Source organism: Terribacillus halophilus (genome assembly GCF_900101385.1).
Taxonomy (GTDB): domain Bacteria; phylum Bacillota; class Bacilli; order Bacillales; family Amphibacillaceae; genus Terribacillus; species Terribacillus halophilus.
This window is the reverse complement of record NZ_FMZB01000001.1, coordinates 374341-392678: the sequence shown is the minus strand read 5'-3', so window position 1 is coordinate 392678 and position 18338 is coordinate 374341. Positions and strand designations below refer to the sequence as shown.

The window sequence follows — 18338 nt, the reverse complement described above, 5'->3', positions numbered from 1 at the left end:
TCGACTGACCGGTCGGTCATAAATGTGTTAAGAGACCGTAAATAATTTATGAATTCTTTGATAAAAGCTGTATTTAAGCTATTAAACTTCCTTATATCCTTGATATAATTGTTGCAATGTGATGTGCTTCCCTATAGTATAGAGGAATAATGACCAGTCGGTCAAATGGAGAATAAAGGAGCTGGATTGTGAGAAAGTTTATCAACTTTTCATTAAAAAATAAGGTTGCCGTATGGTTGCTGACCATTATGGTTGTCGTAACTGGGATTTATGCTGGGTCGAATATGAAAATGGAAACACTTCCAGATATCACCGTACCGGTCCTCACCGTAACGACTACATATCCGGGCGCACCCCCAGAAGAAGTAATGGAAAATGTGACAGAACCGCTTGAAAAGGCAGTACAAAGTTTGGATGGTGTAGATAATGTAAGCTCGACATCCATGCAAAATGCTTCGACAATTCAGTTGGAGTACGCCTATTCCAAAGATTTGGATGAGGCAGAAACAGAAGTGAAGGAAGCACTCGAGAATGTACAGCTTCCTGATGATGCTGAAGAACCAAAAGCATCACAGATCAATTTGAATTCTTTCCCTGTCATCACTTTGAGTGCTTCCGACAGCAACCAGTCGATCGAGGGATTGACGCAGACAGTTGAAGATGACCTCCAGCCAGCACTGGAAGGCATTGATGGCGTCGCGAATGTCGGTATTTCCGGGCAGCAGCTGCAGGAAGTACAGATCACCTATGATGAAGATGCACTGGCGGAGAATGGTCTGACACAGGATACAGTCGGTCAAATCATTCAAAATAGCAGCGACTCTTATCCGCTTGGCTTGTACCAATTCGGTAACAGCGAGAAAAACGTCGCTGTAGATGGCAACATTGTGACTATTGATGATTTACGCAACTTGGAAATCCCGCTTACTGGCGGTGCAGCAGAAAGCACTCAGGCTGCAGGCGGCCAAGACGCTGCTGCGGCACAGGCAGCACAAGCACCGACTGAACTTCCGACCATCCAGCTGCAGGATGTTGCTGAGGTGGAAGTCGTCGGAGAAGTAGAGTCGATTTCCCGTACAAATGGCGAGGATTCCATCGGGATTGACATTACGAAGGATCCAAACGCCAATACCGTGGAAGTCGTCAATGCAGTCAAAGATGAAATTAAGCAGTTTGAAGATGATCATGATGGTATGACCATCACTTCAACAATGGACCAAGGTCAGCCGATTGAGGATTCTGTCCATACGATGGTGAACAAAGCACTATTCGGTGCCATTTTCGCCGTGATCATCATCCTTTTGTTCTTGCGTAATATCCGTTCCACTATCATTTCCATCATTTCGATTCCATTATCGATTCTGATTGGGTTGATCTTGCTTTACGAAATGGATATCAGTTTGAATATCATGACATTGGGAGCCATCACCGTGGCCATCGGCCGGGTAATAGATGACTCGATAGTCGTCGTGGAAAATATTTACCGCCGTATGTCATTGGCAGATGAGAAACTGCGCGGAAAAGAATTGATCATCGACGCAACGCGCGAGATGTTCATCCCGATTTTATCTTCCACTGTTGTAACAGTGGCAGTATTCCTGCCGCTCGGATTGGTAGAGGGACAAATCGGAGAATTATTCCTGCCATTCGCATTGGCTGTCGTATTCGCTTTGCTGGCATCCTTGCTGGTTGCGGTGACCATTGTACCGATGGTGGCACACACGCTATTCCGCAAACGATTGGATCGCGGCACAAGCGAAGAAGAAGCTAAAACTTATGTACACAAAGAAGAAAAACCGAGCAAATTGGCGAATTTCTACAAGCGCATCCTAAATTGGAGCTTGTCGCATAAAATCATCACTTTCGTCATCGCGATTGTTTTACTCATCGGAAGCTTGTTCCTTGTTCCTTCGATTGGTGTCAGCTTCATTCCTAGCACCGGCGAGAATATGGTCGTTGCTTCTTATTCACCTGAACCGGGCCAGACACGCGAGGACATTCAGAATATAGCCGAGGATGCAGAGAATATGCTGCTTGACCGCAGCGGCGTAGAAACATTGCAATACACCATCAGCAGCGGTGGTAATCCACTCTCCGGTTCAACCGGTGATTCAGCCCTCTTCTACTTGGGCTATGCCGATGATTATGAGGATATCCAAACAGAGACAGAAGCAGTCGTCGAAGACTTGCAAGCTTTGACAGATCAAGGCGAGTGGGGATCCATCGACATGACAGGTGCAAGCAGCAATACAACGCAGTACTACATCTACGGCGATAGCGTCGAAGATATCCAAACTGCGTCCCAGCAGGTCATGGATGTGATCGAAAACGATGATAACTTCACGAACGTCGATTCCGATGCTTCCGAGCAATATGACAAATATACCATCGTAGCCAACCAGGAAGAACTGGCATCACTTGGTCTGACAGCAGCACAAGTGACAGCTCAGCTTTCCAACATCGGCACTCAGCCATCCATTGCGACCATCCAGAATGAAGATGGCGAAGCCTTGGATGTCTATGTACAAGTAGCGAACGAATCTTTCGAGGATAAAGAAGATCTGGAAAACACGACAATCCAGACATCACTTGGAACAGAAGTTGCATTAAATGAGATTGCCGAAATTGAAGACGGTCAGTCACCAAATACATTGCAGCGCCGTGATGAGAAGCTATATGGTTCTGTATCTGCTGATATCACAAGTGATGATATCGCAACTGCCACTACCGGTTTGCAGAAAGAAATCGATAAACTTGATCTGCCTGACGGTGTCAGCATCGATCAAGGCGGGGTTTCCGAACAGATCAATGAATCGTTCAGCCAGCTCGGTCTTGCTATCCTGGCAGCGATCGCGATTGTCTACTTTGTACTTGTTTTGACTTTCGGCGGAGCATTGGCACCATTTGCCATCCTCTTCTCCTTGCCATTCACAGTCATCGGTGCATTGGTAGGATTGCTCATCGGCGGCGAGACTATCAGCGTTTCTTCCTTGATCGGGGTGCTGATGCTGATCGGTATCGTTGTAACGAACGCTATCGTTCTAGTAGACCGAATCATCCATAAGGAAAAAGAAGGCATCCCGACTCGGGAAGCGATTCTTGAAGCCGGCGTAACCCGACTTCGTCCGATCCTGATGACAGCTATCGCTACGATTGGTGCCCTTGCACCACTTGCCTTCGGCTTTGAAGGCGGCGGATCCCTCCTTATTTCCAAAGGACTCGGAATCACCGTCATCGGCGGTCTCATCAGTTCTACCTTGCTGACACTTGTTATTGTACCAATCGTGTACGAAGCAACGACACGCTTCAGTCTGCAAGACCATCATAAAGCAGAACGCCAGCGCCGCAAGGAAAGAAAACAGGCAAAAAAAGCAGCCAAGGATAAATAAACACTTAAAAAGCCTGCAGTGCAACACTGCAGGCTTTTCCTACTATTAAGGAGGCAACGACATGACGATTAAAAAAGATCGAGTACTGATAACGGAAGCATCGGATTCTCTGAATTTCCTTTTATATGTACATAATTATGCCCAATCGGAAAAACACATGTATCCTTACCTGCCAAGTAATCCATGGAAATTGCAAGAACAAGCAGTGCTGAAGCCATTACTGCGGCAGTTATGGAATGCATCCTTAACTTCATCCACCTATCCTTCCCTGCCTATCGATCTCCAAAAAGAAAACTTCCGACCTATTTTCAAAGATGAAAAAAGTTTCGAAAGCTGCTTGGACACTTTTTATTCCTGGTGGGGCAGCATGGCAGGAAAAATGGCCGTCGAACGTTTTGCTGATCAAGATCATCTCCATTCATTGTATACCCTTTTCCTATTATCGGATAAGGAAGAGCTCACCATTCATTTTCTTTATGAAAATATCATTTTAGGAAGACCTGCCACGAGTGATCAATTGGTCCTTACCTTAAGAGAAACATTCATACAAGAAGAAATGATAAGGACCGTGCAGGAACGTCTATCACTTTAATATAATAGATTCGCTATTTGAAACTCAGCATATATTCATACGCGGTAATCCCATACACACTTTTAAAATGCCTGTTCAAATGGGCAAGATCAACAAAACCATAGGCAGCAACTGCTGTATAAATATCTCGGCTTCTTTCTATGATTTCCTTCGCACGTTCCACCTTGCTGTTCAAAAAGTATTGATATGGCGAAGTACCTGTATGCAATTTGAATAATCGAATGAATTTGTATTTCGAAATATCCAGTTCATTACATATGTCATCAAGCCGAAGCCTAGTCTTACATGAATATAAACGAAACAGCAGCTTTGCTATAGTACATTATTGCGTGTTGGAGGAGCATGAACAGACGGGTATTCAACTAAATAATGAAAAGCAAAAAAGCCACCATAAGGCTGGTAGCTTCAATCAATTCAAGAAGGTATATTTGTATTTTTACGTTCCACGTAACGGGCAGCTGATGTTCCAGCAGTTTTACCAAATACCGCTCCTGACATCAAACCTGAACCGCCAGGATAGTTTTCATAGAAGATGCCGCCTACCATTTCGCCTGCAGCAAACAGACCTGCAATCGGTTCACTGTTCTCATTTAATACTTCACTGCTTGTGTTTACGAGCACTCCTCCGAACGAGAAGGTTATTCCGCATGTTACTGGGAAGGCATAGAAAGGTCCTTGTTCAATTGGTAATGCCCAGTTCGTTTTCGGCGGCGTAATTCCTTTCGTGGATTTACCATCTTTAACAGTTGGATTATAGTAGCCTTCTTCGACTGCATCGTTATAGGCAGCTATCGTGTTTAAGAATGATTCCTTATTGACCGGAAGCTTTTCGACTAATTGTTCAAGTGAATCAGCTTGGTAGTATGTGGCTTCATCCAAGTTATATTCTTTTCGCAGCATCGGACGGACTTGCTGGTCATAAATTTGATAAGCGACGTGATCAGGCTGTTTCAATATTTCGCGTCCGTATTTAGCGTACGTATAATTTCTGAAGTCAGCACCTTCGTCGACAAATCGTTCTCCTTCTTTATTAAGCATGATGCTTAATGGATAGGAATGTTTTTTGAAGATATCACCAGGCTTGGTGAAATCCCCTACTTTCGGGGCATTATAGTCTGTCCCGATGGAATGGCACCCAGACCATTCTCCGTACTTTTGAGCGCCCAAGGCTAATGCCATCGTCAATCCGTCACCGGTATTATATTCCGTGCCGCGTACAATCGCTGCTTCCCAATCTTTGCCTATGTGTTCAGAGCGCATTTGTTTATTGGCCTCAAAGCTCCCGCATGCCAATATAACACTAGAGGCAGATATCTCAATCGTTTGATTGCTTTGATCCACTATAACAGAAGAAATCTTACCGTTCTCCGTTTTTAATTCAATCGCCTTCGAGCTGTACCAAATATCCACACCCAGTTCTTCAGCCCTTGCGAACAACGCCTTTATCAGGCCCATGCCAATGTTATGTGTCTTAACAGGGAGTCCTCCCCAGAAATGAAATTGTCCTTCTTTTTCAAATGACTGATTACTGTAGTTCAATTCGAACTCCACACCATGTCCCTTCATCCAAGATATGGTCTGATAAGATTCGTTCACCAGATGGTTCGCTAATGCTGGCATGCTTTTCCCGCCAGTCACGCGCATGATGTCATCATAATAATCATTCGTGCTGTATTCCGGCATCACGATCTTGTCAGCTTCTTCATCCGATAATTGCGGGATGAGTTGTCTTATGTCGTTGATATCGTTGTAAGCAAAACGGATTGCTCCATCCGTGAAGTATGAATTTCCGCCCCGCTTCCGTTCGGTTCCTTTCTCAAGAACGAGTACCGTCCTTCCTGCTTCACGTGCTGCGAGGGCAGCACATAAAGCAGCATTACCAGCACCGACAACAACTACATCATAGCTTGATTGATTTGACATAATGATTTCCTCCCTGATTCATTTCATTAAGATGATTTGGAGATTTTATCAGTTTTATTAGCTAGATTTCTTCTTTTGAAAAATTTAAAGATCAGTGGGTACAGTAAAGACACAACAGTGAGTATGACTAAGACAATACTGACTCCCGAAGAAAAGAAAATGTCCAAGCTGCCATCTGAAGATAATAGGGCCTTCCGGAAGTTTTGCTCCATTTCCCCTCCGACAATCAAAGCAAGTACAAGCGGAGCCAGTGGGAAATCCATGACTTTCAGGAATAATCCAAAGAAGCCAAAAATAAGCAATAAGAAAAAGTCTATCGTAGAATAACTCAATGTATAGGTCCCGATGAATGCCAGAAGTACAATGATTGGGTAAAGTACTTTTGCCGGGGTATCAAGAATCTTCACAAGTAAGCCTACCAAAAGGATATTGATGATGATCAGCGCAATATTCCCGATAAACATACTATTGACCAAAGCCCATGCTGTTTCCGGCTGCTGCTCAAATAACAGCGGGCCAGGTCTCAAGCCAAGCATGATCAGAGCCCCGAGCATAACAGCGGTCGTTCCGGATCCCGGGATGCCCATGGTCAGGAGGGGAATCATGGCCCCGACGGACGCTGCATTATTAGCCGATTCTGGTGCAGCCAAACCCTCAGGTGCGCCTTCTCCGAATTCTTCCGGTTTCTTCGAGATCTGCTTTTCGGTCGTATAACTGATCATGGATGCAATCGATCCACCGGCACCAGGAAGGACGCCAATCAGGAAGCCTATGGGACCGCTCCTCAGAATCGGCCATTTCGACCTCTTCCATTGCTCCTTTGTAAACCAAACCTTACCGACCTTTTTCTTTTCTTTTTTCTCTTGATCGATAGTCAGCAAGTTATAAAGCACTTCACCAATGGCATAAACCCCTATAATGACTATCAAGAAATCAATACCTTCACTTAGATGAGGAATACCCATGGTGAATCGATAAACACCTGTTTGTGTATCAATCCCAATAGTACTCAAAGTAAGGCCCAGCATCATGGCTAGGAAACCTTTGACCATTTTGCCAATGGATAACGCAACGATAGCTGACAGTGTCAGCAGCATTAATAAGAAATATTCCGCCGGGCCAAACTCCAAGGCGAAGTTGGCCAAGGGTTCAGCCAGAAAGATGAAACCGACAACAGCAATAAGACCGCCTATGAACGAGGCAACCGCTGATATGGCCAGGGCTTCCCCAGCTTGCCCCTTTTGAGCCATTGGGTAGCCATCGAATGTTGCAGCAATTGCGGAACCATCCCCCGGCGTATTTATAAGGATCGAACTTCGTGATCCCCCATACATCGCGCCATAATAAATAGCAGCCATCAATATGATCGCACTAACCGGTTCCATTCCGAATGTAACAGGAATCAATACGGCTACAGCAGTCGCCGGACCAAGACCCGGCAGCATCCCGACAATAGTGCCTAAGAAACCGCCTATGATAATCCACAAAATGTTCATTGGTTCCAAGGAAATAAAGAGTCCTTCCATAAAGCTGCTTCCGTCCATATCATCACCTCCTAAGGTAAACTGACTCCAAGTAAAACGCTGAATGCATACCATGATAAAAAGGAAAAGGCAATTGTCACAATGATGTTCACAAGCCATTTTTTGATGCCGTTAATATAAAACAGAAGACCTCCTAAATAAAGGATCGTGGAATATAGGAAACCGATGCGATCGAACACAAAGGCGTAAATGACTCCCAGCAAAATCGTAAAGCCTATTAACTTCGGTGTTCTTCCAGAAAGCATCTGTTTGATATACTTGTTTTCTTTATCAAGTTTCTTAAGCTCCTGGAACAGATAGATGATACTGAAGATCAGCATGATGATGCTTAATCCTGCCGGAAAGTATATAGGTGCATCGGGATTTCCCAGGCTTGCCTTTGGTAAATTAAAGGAAGCAATTAAGAATACACTGCTAAAAAGAATAAAGAAGATAGGAACACTTAATTTGATTGCTTTCATTTGAAAATCACCTCTTTTGTCCCTATTTAACTAATCCAGAATCTTCTATCAGCGACTTATACAAGTTATGCTGCTCATCCATGAAAGCTTTCGTCTCTTCACTATTTTTATAAAACCCTTCCCAATCATTGTTTTCCAAGACTTTTTGCCATTCTTCGGTTTCAACCATTTCGCTTAGCTTTTCATCCCAATAGGCAATTTCTTCTTCCGTCATATCCGGCGGTCCCATGATTCCTCTCCAGTGTGGGAAAACAAGATCTATCCCTTGATCTGTCCAAGTTGGAACGTCTTCAATTCCTTCCACCGGTTTATCAGAGGATACTGCCAGAATATTAAGTTTGTCAGCAAGATACTGATCCTTCACTTCGGATAACGATGTAGTGACTGCATCAACGTGACCGCCAAGCAGCGCAGTTACGACATCACCGCCGCCTTCATACACCAGGAAGTTCATCTGTGAAGGGTCAATGCCAAATTCACTCGCTGCTTGCACCAGCGATAAATGGTCATCATTCCCCAGTCCCGGGCCAACACCGATCTTGATGGAAGCAGGATCTTCTTTGATCGCTTCCAGCAATTCTTTAGCGGATTCATATTCAGAATCGGGAGGAACGGCAAGGGACTGCCATTCAGTCGCCAACGTTGCGATTGGTGTGAAACCCTCATAAGTCATTTCACTTTGGCCTAGAAGATTATTTGTCAGCACCAAGCTTGAATTGATTGCCAGGGAATGAGAGTCTTTGGATTCCAAGTACTTCCATCCTACTTCTCCGCCTCCGCCTGGTTTATTTACGACATTGATATTCTCTTCAACCAGCTTTTGTCCCGATAAGACATTTTCAACCGAACGGGCTGTTAAATCCCAGCCGCCGCCCGGTGAAGCTGGCGCTACAATTTCTAGATTTTTAGAAGGATATTCATCACCGGAGGAAGCGCCGCTCGAACAAGCCGTCATTATAAGAAGAAGTAACAAAATAGCTATCATGCCAAACTTTTTCATTTAAACACCCCTTAATAAATTGTCGTCATCCCATCTCCATGACAAGAATGTAATAGTTGCGTGCATTTATCTTAGCTGTTCAAATAATTGATGTAAACGTTTTCAAAATTAAATGTTTTAAGTCTATAAAGAACATTTTGTTCATTAAATTCACGGTTTATGAATGTCAGATTTATCTCATGTCTGACTGATCATCCAAGCAATACCGCCTTTCCGGCCGACCCACGATCCCGTATACTTGTTCGACTTTCACTTCCTCAGTGCCGACCAAATATTCCAGATATCTGCGGGCAGTTGTCCTTGAAACGCCTATTTTTTTCCCTGCTTTTTCAGATGTGATTCCGTCATGCTCTTGCTCTAAGAGCTTCTTGATCTTCTCCAATGTCCGGAAGTCGATTCCAGTGGGAAGAGGGACGACGCTTTGCTCAGGATGATGTGCTCCGAAAACTTGCTCGATGATTTCCTTATTGATTTCAGAAGTGGATTGAAGCATTTCCCTTTTTTTAAGATAGCGGGATAAAGAGTCTTTAAATTGTTCCATGGTGGCCGGTTTGATTAAATAGTCTCGTACTCCATAGCTCAATGCTCTTTCCAAGAAGGTTTTATCCGTTGCAGCAGTAATCAGGATGATGTCCACGCGAGGATGTAATTGTCTGATTACGGGCAATAGTTCTGTGCCAAGCTGGTCAGGCATATAAACATCCAGCAGTAATAAATCCACATCATGTTTCTCTAGCAGCTGTAAAGTCTCTTTCGCATTCCCTGCCTTTCCTATCAACTTGAGGCCCTTCATTGAGTTCAAAAACTCTTCATGAATTTGTGCTACCCGAAAGTCATCCTCTGCAATGATCACTTGACACATTATCGATTCCCTCCAATTTTTCATTCTATTTTCTTTGGCAGAATAACGGTAAAAATCGTACCTTCATGCTCATGACTATCAATCTCGATCGTCCCATGCAGCAATTCTACTTCATCCCTGACATTGGCTAATCCGTACCCTCGATTATCCCCTTTAAGAGAGAAGCCTTTTTGAAAGATATGCTGTTCAGTCCCTTTCTTAAGCCCCCTGCCGTTATCTGCTATTTCGAAAACAATATCCCTTCCCAAGTCGGTGACGAAAAAGGAGACTTGCTTTTCTTTATTGTCCATAACGGCATCAAATGCATTATTTATCAGGTTTCCCAAAATGATAATAAGAGGCGTCAGGCGGATATGATCAGGCAACGGGTCAAGGGAGCTGCCTTCTTCCATCTTAAAATCAACTTTCTTTTCCGAGGCTTTAGCCAATTTACCCAATATGATGGCTTGTACTTTCTCGTCACGTATATTTCTGAAAAACATTTCCGTTACTTGCTGCTGTACTTGTGTTTCCTCCTGAATCATCGCAATCGCTTCCTGCAGTTTCCCTAATTGGATCATGCCTAAAATGACATATAATTTGCTCGTGAATTCATGCGCTTGCGCTCTAAGATCTTCCGTATACTGTCTTACTTCTGAGAGAGCTTCTATCATCTTCTTTATCTCGGTTTTATCCCTGAAACTAATAACTGTCCCGATCACGTCATCTTTCTTACGTATCGGCCTCGTGTTGACAATCAGATTCCTGTCTCCAAATTGCAATTCTTCATTTATAATCTTTTCTCTGGAATCGATTATTTCAAGGAAGGACGGAGAAGGTATGATGTCATATACAGGTCGTCCTTCCGAATGATCCGGGAGGTCCAATAACTCTTGGGCGGAAACATTGATTGTCGTTATAATCCCTTTCCGGTCAATGGCAACAATCCCTTCTTTGACGGATTGGAGAACAGCGTCCCTTTCTTGATACAAGATTGAAATCTCATACGGCTCAAGTCCGAATGTGTCCTTACGTATGCTCCGGGACAGTATGAAACTGCCTGCAATACCCAAGACAAATACAGCGCTGGACGCCATGATGATTTTCTTTATATCTGCTGCGACTTCATTATGTATGTCCTTCATTTGAAATTCCGCTATCACTGCACCTTCCAATCTTTTATATTCGCCATAGTCTACTATGATAGGTGCAATGCCTTTGAGTATTTCATCGTCGCCCTCTCCAGTGTGGAGGATATAATTGCTGCCAAACACGACAGCCCGATAAAAATCCGCTGATCTTATCGGTGATCCAACCCCTGATATACCGACTGCTTCTCCGGATCGGGCCACTATTTTGATGGTGGAGGCACCAACTTCTTCTCGTATCTGTTCAGAAACATAATTTATTTCCTCCGGGTGACTGGTTTGGATGAATGCTTCTTGGATTACCGGCATATATGAAACAGTTTTAGCTGTTTGTAATGCCATGTTTTCAGCATTTTCCACATCTTTATTTGATTCCATATAAGCAATCATTATAGTGACTAGGCTTAAAACGAGAAGCAAAAGAAAAATAACCAAACCTAAAATTTTCACTTGCAGCGATACGCGCAGCAAATTTTTCATTGTTGCCTCCTTCTGGATTTCACCACAAATGTAAGGGCTTTCAATTATATATTAGCAATGAATCAAAAGTTCAACAATTTAAAATCAACACAGCAGCTTTGTTCATATTTATTTCTGGAAGTTCCTAGAAATGACCGTTCAAAATGTGCAAATAAGTAATTCCCAAGTACAGTCCTCGAATTAGAAGCCTTCTATGCTCGCCCAAAAAAAACTGCACCTCCAATCGCCTGCGATTGGGGTGCAGTACATTCCTAGTCTGAATCTTTAATTCATACTAAAACACTTGATGAGGTCATCTATGCAGCAGCTGCTCGCTGACTTTTCCTCGTCGCCAAGCTCACAGCGATCATAACAATACAGTTTATGACCAACGCGATGATGCCTGTATTCACATCATTCCAGGTCGCTGGCAGGAAGGTGAATAGGTCGGCAAGTGTCATATGACTTGTTGTAATATAAGCCACAGTAGCTAACCCCGCAATGATACCTGCCCCTGCGCCATATTTATTGATGAAATTCCCTTTCCATAGGCTGAATAGCAATGATGGAGCAAGCTGGGTCATCAGACTATAGCCCATCAAGATAATATTTGATAAGGTCGTTCCCCCATGCAGTGTGAAATAAACTGCCACCAAGGCAACAAAGGGAACAAGCAGCCTCGCTAGTTTCCCGACTGTCTGTTCAGACGACTTAGGTGCAAACACATGAAAAATGTTCTTAGCTAATAATGTAGATGTACTCATCATCAGCAAAGATCCAGGAACCAAAGCCGTCAGCAATCCCGCTCCCCCGATCACGCCAACCACCCAAGGATCAAAAGTATCCAAGGAAAGGCGTAATAAGGCAAGATCGACATCTTCTCCTTCCAGCCCCGGCACTGTCAAAATGGCTGCCGTTCCAACGAAAACGACAAATACCAACATAAGGGTATAAAGCGGACTGATGATGGCATTCTTACGGAATACCCGCTCATTCTTAGCTGTATAAGTGGAACTGAAAACTTGCGGCCACATGTAGAATCCCAACACAAGCAGCAGTACAGTGGAGATGACCCAAGTCACACTGTTGCCTTCATCCGGGAATTTCAACAAACCAGGATTCGCTGCATGAACTGCTTCGAACATTGGCTGAAAACCGCCATAATAATGCAAGGGCAGATAAATTCCCAGGAAACAGATGACGACTACCATTACAATATCCTTGATAAACGCTGTCCACGCAGATCCGTGTACACCTGACAGCATGACGTAAATCGTTAACGCAATTGCCCCCATCCATACAGCCGCCTGCATGGAAACAGCACCATATGAAGCTTGAGAAACGATTATCCCCAATCCTTTCAGCTGTACGACAATAACCGGTATCATGCCGATTACCCCTACCAAGGCAACAAGCACCCCCAAGTATGGGCTATTGTATTTTTTCACGAAAAAATCCGATTGGGAGACAAGTCTATGTTCTTTTGCATACCGCCAAATAGCTGGCAGAAGCCAGTAAGACGTCACATAAGATAAACAGATATACATAAGGACATATAGTGCAGGAGCGCCTTTACCATACGCCCAGCCGCTGCCGCCAAGGAAGGAGAATGTTGTATAGATTTCACCTGCCATCAATAAAAAGACGAAGATGCTACTGAAGCCTCTCCCCCCAACAGTCCACTGCTCCAAATCCATTTCTTTCCCTTTTGTAGCTCGAATACCTAAAAAAACGGCTAAAAGCAAAAATCCTAATATGATAATAAGTGCAATATTCATTTTTCCTCATCCTCTTTATTTCGTGGATCCAGCTTGTACATGACAGCTAGAATAACAGAACTAAGTACGGCCCATAATACAATCCAAAACATGACAAATGGCATGGAAAGTACAAATGGCTCCACTCTGTTTACGAAAGGAAGAAATCCTAACATCCCGATAAAAGGCAGGATGGTAAGAAAATATAAACGCTTCATGTTGTGATCACCTTCCAGAATAAATAGAACCAAAAAGTTCATGAAGTTATCATATGCTTTCTTTCGACAATTAGCAAAAAAATTCTTCTCAACCTATCTTTTTCAGGAAACAAAAAAACAGAGAAAATCAACTTTCAATTTTCTCTGTTTAGCTGAATAGTTGGATCAAACAAACATATCCATGACCAATACACCTGCGAATGCGACAAACGAAAGTATAGTCTCCAGCACCGTCCACGTACGGAAGGTTTCTTTGACTGACAGACCAAGATATTCCTTGACCATCCAGAAGCCAGCATCATTGACGTGGGAGAACATGAGCGAGCCTGCTCCGGTTGCGATCACAAGCAATTCCAAATTCACACCTGACACATGCTCGATGATAGGAGAAACGATCCCAGCAGCAGTAGTCAACGCAACGGTTGCGGAGCCTGTCGCAATTCGGATCAGACCGGCGACAAGGAATGCGAGTACGATCGGAGAAAGGGATAAATGCTCAGACATTTGTGCGATTGTGTCACCGACTCCACTATCGATGAGCACCTGCTTGAATCCGCCACCTGCACCGATGATCAAGATGATGGAACCGACAGGCAGGATACATTCCTCCGTCATTTTTTTCAAGCGATCACGATCCATTCCTTCCCGGAAACCAAGGAAGTAATATGCTGCAAAAACGGCAATCAATAGGGCCACCAATGGACTGCCGATGAACACCAGCAGCTTTTCCGCCAGGCTAGGAAGCGGCAAGTACGGGCCAATCGCTGACAATATCATCAATAAAACAGGCAGCAGGATGACAAAGAAGCTGACGCCGGTACCCGGCTTGCTTTCAGGCTCGGAGATTTTGATCAGATTGGGTTCTCCTTGAGGCACCACACGCTTGTGCACCCACTTGGCAAATACCGGTCCGCCTAGAATACCTGCTGGGATGGCAATGATAAGAGAGTACAATAAAACCATACCTAGATCTGCTCCGAAGATGCTGATTGCCGCAAGTGCACCGGGATGCGGCGGCACAAGACCGTGCACGATGGAAAGACCAGCGATGACCGGCAGTGCAATCAGCAAGATGTTCTGCTTCGTTGTCTTATAAATACTTATGACAAGCGGAAGCACAATCAGAATACCTACTTCGAAAAAGACTGGGATTCCGATGATGAAACCAGATATGAACATGGCCCATGGCAATCTTTTCGGTCCGAACTTTTCTACGAAGAAGTCTGCCACTTGATTACCGGCACCGGAATCCGCCATCATCTTTCCAAGGATGGTTCCAAGTGCCAGGATACCGACAAGATGGCCGAGCACACCGCCGACCCCAGTTTCATAAGCTCCGACAATTTCATCAAATGACAAACCTGCTGTGATGGCCAGGAAAAGACTAGCAACCGTCAAGCTGATGAAAGCGTGCCATTTGAATACTGTCACACCGATGACGACGATCACGATCGATAACAGTGTCATGAGTAAAAGATAGATTTCCACTCTCGATTTCTCCCCTTTTCTCTACTTTAAGCGCTTTCAAACCTTTAGGTGAGGAAAGCTGCTTTAGTGCAGCATCCTCCGCTGGAAATCAGCGATTCGTTCATATTCATTTTCGAAGCTTCTGGATAGCTGGATATAAATGCTCATCAGTTCCTGATACACTTCGACACATTCCGGATCCGGAGTATGATGATGCGTCCTGCCGATCATATCGTTTACCACATCAAAGGAATCGATATCTCCTAAACTGTATAATCCCAGGACAGCCGCTCCGAGACAGGAACTTTCATAGCTTTGGGGAATATGGACCTCCTGATCGAATATATCAGCCATCATCTGTCTCCATAATGCCGAGCGGGCAAATCCGCCAGTTGCCTGGATCCGTTTAGGCTTGCCTGTCAGTTCCGTCAAAGCAAGCAGGACGGAATACAAATTCAAAAGCACGCCTTCCAATACAGCTCGGATCATATGCTCTTTTTTATGATGCAAACCCAGACCGAAGAAAGAACCGCGGGCATTCGCATCCCAAAGCGGTGCCCGCTCCCCAGCCAAGTAAGGATGGAATAACAACCCGTCTGAACCAGGTTTCACTTGAGAGGCAATCTTGGTCAGCACTTGATATGGATCGATACCAAGTCTTGCCGCCGTTTCGGTCTCCGCAGCGCCGAGTTCATCGCGGACCCAGCGGAGCACGACACCGCCATTATTCACCGGTCCGCCGATCACCCAATGATTTTCCGTCAATGCATAACAGAAAATACGACCTTTCGGATCAGTCGTCGGACGGTCCGTCACCGCACGGATGGCGCCGCTTGTCCCGATAGTGACTGCTACGACGCCCTCTTCGACTGCTCCGACCCCAAGGTTGGATAGGACTCCGTCACTGGCACCGATGATGAACGGCGTATGCTGCTGCACCCCTAGCTTGTCAGCCATTTGCTCTGTCAAACCGACGAATTGATAGGTTGTCGACACAGGCTCGGATAATTTTTCTTCCGTAACGCCGGCAACATCCAGCGCTTCTTTATCCCAAGCAAGTTCTTCCAGGTTGAACATTCCAGTGGCCGATGCAATCGAATAATCGACTTTATAGCTGCCGAACAGCTTGAAAAAGACATACTCTTTAATGGAGATGAACTTGGCTGCTTGTTCGAAAATAGCTGGATGCTCTTCCTTGAGCCAACGCAATTTGGATAATGGAGCCATCGGATGAATCGGTGTGCCGGTACGCAAATAAATGCTATGGCTATCACGTTCTTCCTTGATTTTCTCCGTCCATTTCGTAGCTCGATTGTCCGCCCAGGTGATACATGCCGTCAGCGGTTCATTATCCGCATCCACGGCAATCACGCTATGCATCGCGGAACTGAATGAAATACAGCGGATTGCAGCAGGATCCACGCCGCTGACCCGGATTGTATCGCGGATTGTCTCTAGAACAGCCTGGAAAATCACTTCCGGATCTTGTTCTGCTGTTTCAGCTGTCGGTGAATGCAAAGGATATTCGATGCCCTCCTTGGCAATCACCTCGCCCGTCGTCGTGAACAGCACGGCCTTTGTACTGGTCGTGCCCATGTCCACGCCGATCATATAGGAAGCTGCCAACGCCTTCCCCTCCCTTTCGTTAGCGTTTCACCACTGCATGTCCACCGAATTCATTACGCAATGCTGCGACCACTTTTCCGGAGAAAGTATCTTCGTCCAAAGAACGATAGCGCATCATCAGCGACATTGCGATGACAGGTGTGGCTGCTTGCAATTCCAACGCCGTCTCGACTGTCCATTTTCCTTCACCAGAGGAGTGCATCACACCGCGGATAGCATCAAGTTTCGGATCCTTGCTGAATGCTGATTCCACCAGTTCCATCAGCCAAGAACGGACAACGGAGCCGTTATTCCACATTTTTGCGACTTGTTCGTAATCAAAGTCGTAATCACTTTTTTCTAAAACTTCGAAGCCTTCTGCGATTGCCTGCATCATGCCGTACTCGATGCCGTTATGGACCATTTTCAAGAAATGACCGCTGCCGCTTTTCCCAGCATAATGATAGCCATTTTCCACACTGATCGCCTGGAAAATCGGTTCAATTGTCTGGAAAACTTCTGCATCGCCGCCGATCATCGTGCAGACACCATGACGTGCACCATCAGTTCCGCCGCTTGTGCCTACGTCGAAGAAATGAACACCTGATTCTGCAAATACTTTTGCTCGTTCGACAGATTGCTTGTAATTGGAGTTACCGCCGTCCATCAAGATATCTCCTTTAGAAAGATAACCTTTCAGCTCTTCCAGCACCTTATCCGTGATTTCACCAGCTGGGACCATCGACCAAATGATTTTAGGGCTAGGCAGCTGCTCCACCAATTCTTTCAGAGAACCAGCAGCAGATCCTTTCGTTTCCGCGAATTTGGCACGCGCTTCCTCACTAACATCGAAAGCAACGACATCGAAGTTATTATCCAATAAGTTCAGACCAAGATTGAAACCCATTTTACCTAGACCGATTAATCCAATATGCATGATATATGAACTCCTTCAAAATAATTTTCAATTTATGATACCATAATACGAAAATAATTTTCATATAGCAACCGCTTTCAATTAATTTATGCTATACTTTTTATGACAATTAGGAGGAAAGCGAGCTGATTTTCTTGGCAAAGATAGGTTTGGCGGGGATTCGCTCCCACTATCCAAGACTGAGTGACAAAGAGAAAAAAATTGCCGATTTCATATTGGAACATCCGGAAAAAATTGTGCATCAGACAATCAGCCAAGTGGCAGATACGCTGGATGTGGCAGATGCCACTGTTTCCCGTTTTTGCAAACGAATCGGTTACAAAGGCTACCAAGCACTGAAAATTGCGCTGGCACCAGAAATCATCGCCCCAAATAAGATGTTGCATGAGGACGTCAATGATCAGGACGCAGCGAAAATCGTTGCCGAAAAAATTTTTCAGTCAAATATCCGTACCTTGGAAAATACCTTGCAAGTACTCGACGATTCCGGGCTTGAACGAGCAGCCGCTTTGCTCCTTGGCGCAAGAAAAGCGGAATTCTATGGCTTCGGCGGATCCAATATGGTCGCAATGGATGCCTATCATAAGTTTGTCCGATCCGGTGTGCCGGCATTCGCATTTCCCGATGCCCATCTGCAGCTGATGTCTGCATCCCAGCTGACCAATCAGGATGTCGCGTTTATCTTCTCTCACTCCGGCGCCAGTAAAGACGCCTATCAGCTGCTTCAAATGATCAAGAAAACAGAAGCCAAAACGATTGCCATCACCGGTTTTCCCAAATCACCGATCGGCCAGCAAGTAGATGTTGCCCTGCATACCAGTTCGGAAGAGACCGACTACCGCTCCGAAGCGCTTGCGTCACGGATTGCCCAGCTGAGTATCATCGACGCACTATATGTGACAGTGATCATGCGGCAAAAAGACAAGGCACAAGCTTCCATGGAAAAAGTACGAAACGCTATCGCCGCAACAAAAATGTGACCCGTCAGAAGCTGACG

General features: G+C 44.9%; 14 protein-coding genes and 1 pseudogene. 3 read left to right on the top strand and 12 right to left on the bottom strand.

Going from position 1 to position 18338, the window contains the following annotated elements; genetic code table 11:
- The first annotated feature begins 188 nt into the window (after nt 1-188).
- Both BLQ53_RS01795 and BLQ53_RS01790 read left to right on the top strand, forming a co-directional pair.
- Complete coding sequence (locus BLQ53_RS01795) at nt 189-3389, top strand: efflux RND transporter permease subunit (protein WP_093725408.1); 3201 nt, start codon at nt 189-191, stop codon at nt 3387-3389.
- Between the two features lie 61 nt (nt 3390-3450).
- Entirely contained in the window at nt 3451-3981 is a 531-nt protein-coding gene (locus BLQ53_RS01790; protein ID WP_093725406.1) for a hypothetical protein, read from the top strand.
- Between the two features lie 13 nt (nt 3982-3994).
- Here the strand turns inward: BLQ53_RS01790 and BLQ53_RS01785 are convergent.
- From BLQ53_RS01785 to gnd, 12 genes and pseudogenes are all read right to left on the bottom strand, one after another.
- Nucleotides 3995-4255 (bottom strand): annotated as a pseudogene (locus tag BLQ53_RS01785) (helix-turn-helix domain-containing protein); the annotation flags it as partial.
- A gap of 140 nt (nt 4256-4395) precedes the next feature.
- The gene (gene tcuA / locus BLQ53_RS01780) at nt 4396-5904 is read right to left on the bottom strand and encodes an FAD-dependent tricarballylate dehydrogenase TcuA (protein ID WP_093725402.1); all 1509 of its coding nucleotides are present in this window, start codon (nt 5902-5904) and stop codon (nt 4396-4398) included.
- A gap of 26 nt (nt 5905-5930) precedes the next feature.
- Entirely contained in the window at nt 5931-7448 is a 1518-nt protein-coding gene (locus BLQ53_RS01775; RefSeq protein WP_093725400.1) for a tripartite tricarboxylate transporter permease, read from the bottom strand.
- 11 nt (nt 7449-7459) lie between these two features.
- Nucleotides 7460-7909, bottom strand: coding sequence for a tripartite tricarboxylate transporter TctB family protein (locus BLQ53_RS01770; RefSeq protein WP_093725398.1), 450 nt, complete (start codon nt 7907-7909; stop codon nt 7460-7462).
- Nucleotides 7910-7931: 22 nt separating this feature from the next.
- Entirely contained in the window at nt 7932-8909 is a 978-nt protein-coding gene (locus BLQ53_RS01765) for a tripartite tricarboxylate transporter substrate binding protein (protein WP_093725396.1), read from the bottom strand.
- Nucleotides 8910-9081: 172 nt separating this feature from the next.
- A complete protein-coding gene (locus BLQ53_RS01760; protein WP_093725394.1) occupies nt 9082-9771 on the bottom strand; it encodes a response regulator in 690 nt (229 codons plus the stop codon).
- Between the two features lie 20 nt (nt 9772-9791).
- Nucleotides 9792-11378: an ATP-binding protein gene (locus BLQ53_RS01755; protein WP_093725392.1), complete on the bottom strand. Its 1587-nt coding sequence runs from the start codon at nt 11376-11378 to the stop codon at nt 9792-9794.
- 296 nt (nt 11379-11674) lie between these two features.
- The gene (locus BLQ53_RS01750; protein WP_093725390.1) at nt 11675-13135 is read right to left on the bottom strand and encodes a sodium:solute symporter family protein; all 1461 of its coding nucleotides are present in this window, start codon (nt 13133-13135) and stop codon (nt 11675-11677) included.
- Complete coding sequence (locus BLQ53_RS01745; RefSeq protein WP_093725388.1) at nt 13132-13332, bottom strand: DUF3311 domain-containing protein; 201 nt, start codon at nt 13330-13332, stop codon at nt 13132-13134. Before BLQ53_RS01745 ends, BLQ53_RS01750 begins: the two co-directional genes overlap by 4 nt.
- 165 nt (nt 13333-13497) lie before the next feature.
- Nucleotides 13498-14820 carry a GntT/GntP/DsdX family permease gene (locus BLQ53_RS01740; RefSeq protein WP_093725386.1) on the bottom strand — a complete coding sequence of 441 codons (1323 nt, stop codon included), beginning with the start codon at nt 14818-14820 and terminating at the stop codon, nt 13498-13500.
- Nucleotides 14821-14883: 63 nt separating this feature from the next.
- The gene (gene gntK, locus BLQ53_RS01735) at nt 14884-16410 is read right to left on the bottom strand and encodes a gluconokinase (protein WP_093725842.1); all 1527 of its coding nucleotides are present in this window, start codon (nt 16408-16410) and stop codon (nt 14884-14886) included.
- 34 nt (nt 16411-16444) lie between these two features.
- Nucleotides 16445-17341 carry a phosphogluconate dehydrogenase (NAD(+)-dependent, decarboxylating) gene (gene gnd / locus BLQ53_RS01730; protein ID WP_093725384.1) on the bottom strand — a complete coding sequence of 299 codons (897 nt, stop codon included), beginning with the start codon at nt 17339-17341 and terminating at the stop codon, nt 16445-16447.
- Between the two features lie 134 nt (nt 17342-17475).
- Between gnd and BLQ53_RS01725 the strand changes: the two genes are divergently transcribed.
- Nucleotides 17476-18321: a MurR/RpiR family transcriptional regulator gene (locus BLQ53_RS01725; RefSeq protein ID WP_093725382.1), complete on the top strand. Its 846-nt coding sequence runs from the start codon at nt 17476-17478 to the stop codon at nt 18319-18321.
- Nucleotides 18322-18338: the final 17 nt, after the last annotated feature.

Coding starts and splice junctions, on each gene's coding strand:
- BLQ53_RS01790 (WP_093725406.1), top strand. CDS start 3,451: ATGACGATTAAAAAAGATCGAGTACTGATAACGGAAGCATCGGATTCT.
- tcuA (WP_093725402.1), bottom strand. CDS start 5,904: ATGTCAAATCAATCAAGCTATGATGTAGTTGTTGTCGGTGCTGGTAAT.
- BLQ53_RS01775 (WP_093725400.1), bottom strand. CDS start 7,448: ATGGACGGAAGCAGCTTTATGGAAGGACTCTTTATTTCCTTGGAACCA.
- BLQ53_RS01770 (WP_093725398.1), bottom strand. CDS start 7,909: ATGAAAGCAATCAAATTAAGTGTTCCTATCTTCTTTATTCTTTTTAGC.
- BLQ53_RS01765 (WP_093725396.1), bottom strand. CDS start 8,909: ATGAAAAAGTTTGGCATGATAGCTATTTTGTTACTTCTTCTTATAATG.
- BLQ53_RS01760 (WP_093725394.1), bottom strand. CDS start 9,771: ATGTGTCAAGTGATCATTGCAGAGGATGACTTTCGGGTAGCACAAATT.
- BLQ53_RS01755 (WP_093725392.1), bottom strand. CDS start 11,378: ATGAAAAATTTGCTGCGCGTATCGCTGCAAGTGAAAATTTTAGGTTTG.
- BLQ53_RS01750 (WP_093725390.1), bottom strand. CDS start 13,135: ATGAATATTGCACTTATTATCATATTAGGATTTTTGCTTTTAGCCGTT.
- BLQ53_RS01745 (WP_093725388.1), bottom strand. CDS start 13,332: ATGAAGCGTTTATATTTTCTTACCATCCTGCCTTTTATCGGGATGTTA.
- gntK (WP_093725842.1), bottom strand. CDS start 16,410: ATGATCGGCGTGGACATGGGCACGACCAGTACAAAGGCCGTGCTGTTC.
- gnd (WP_093725384.1), bottom strand. CDS start 17,341: ATGCATATTGGATTAATCGGTCTAGGTAAAATGGGTTTCAATCTTGGT.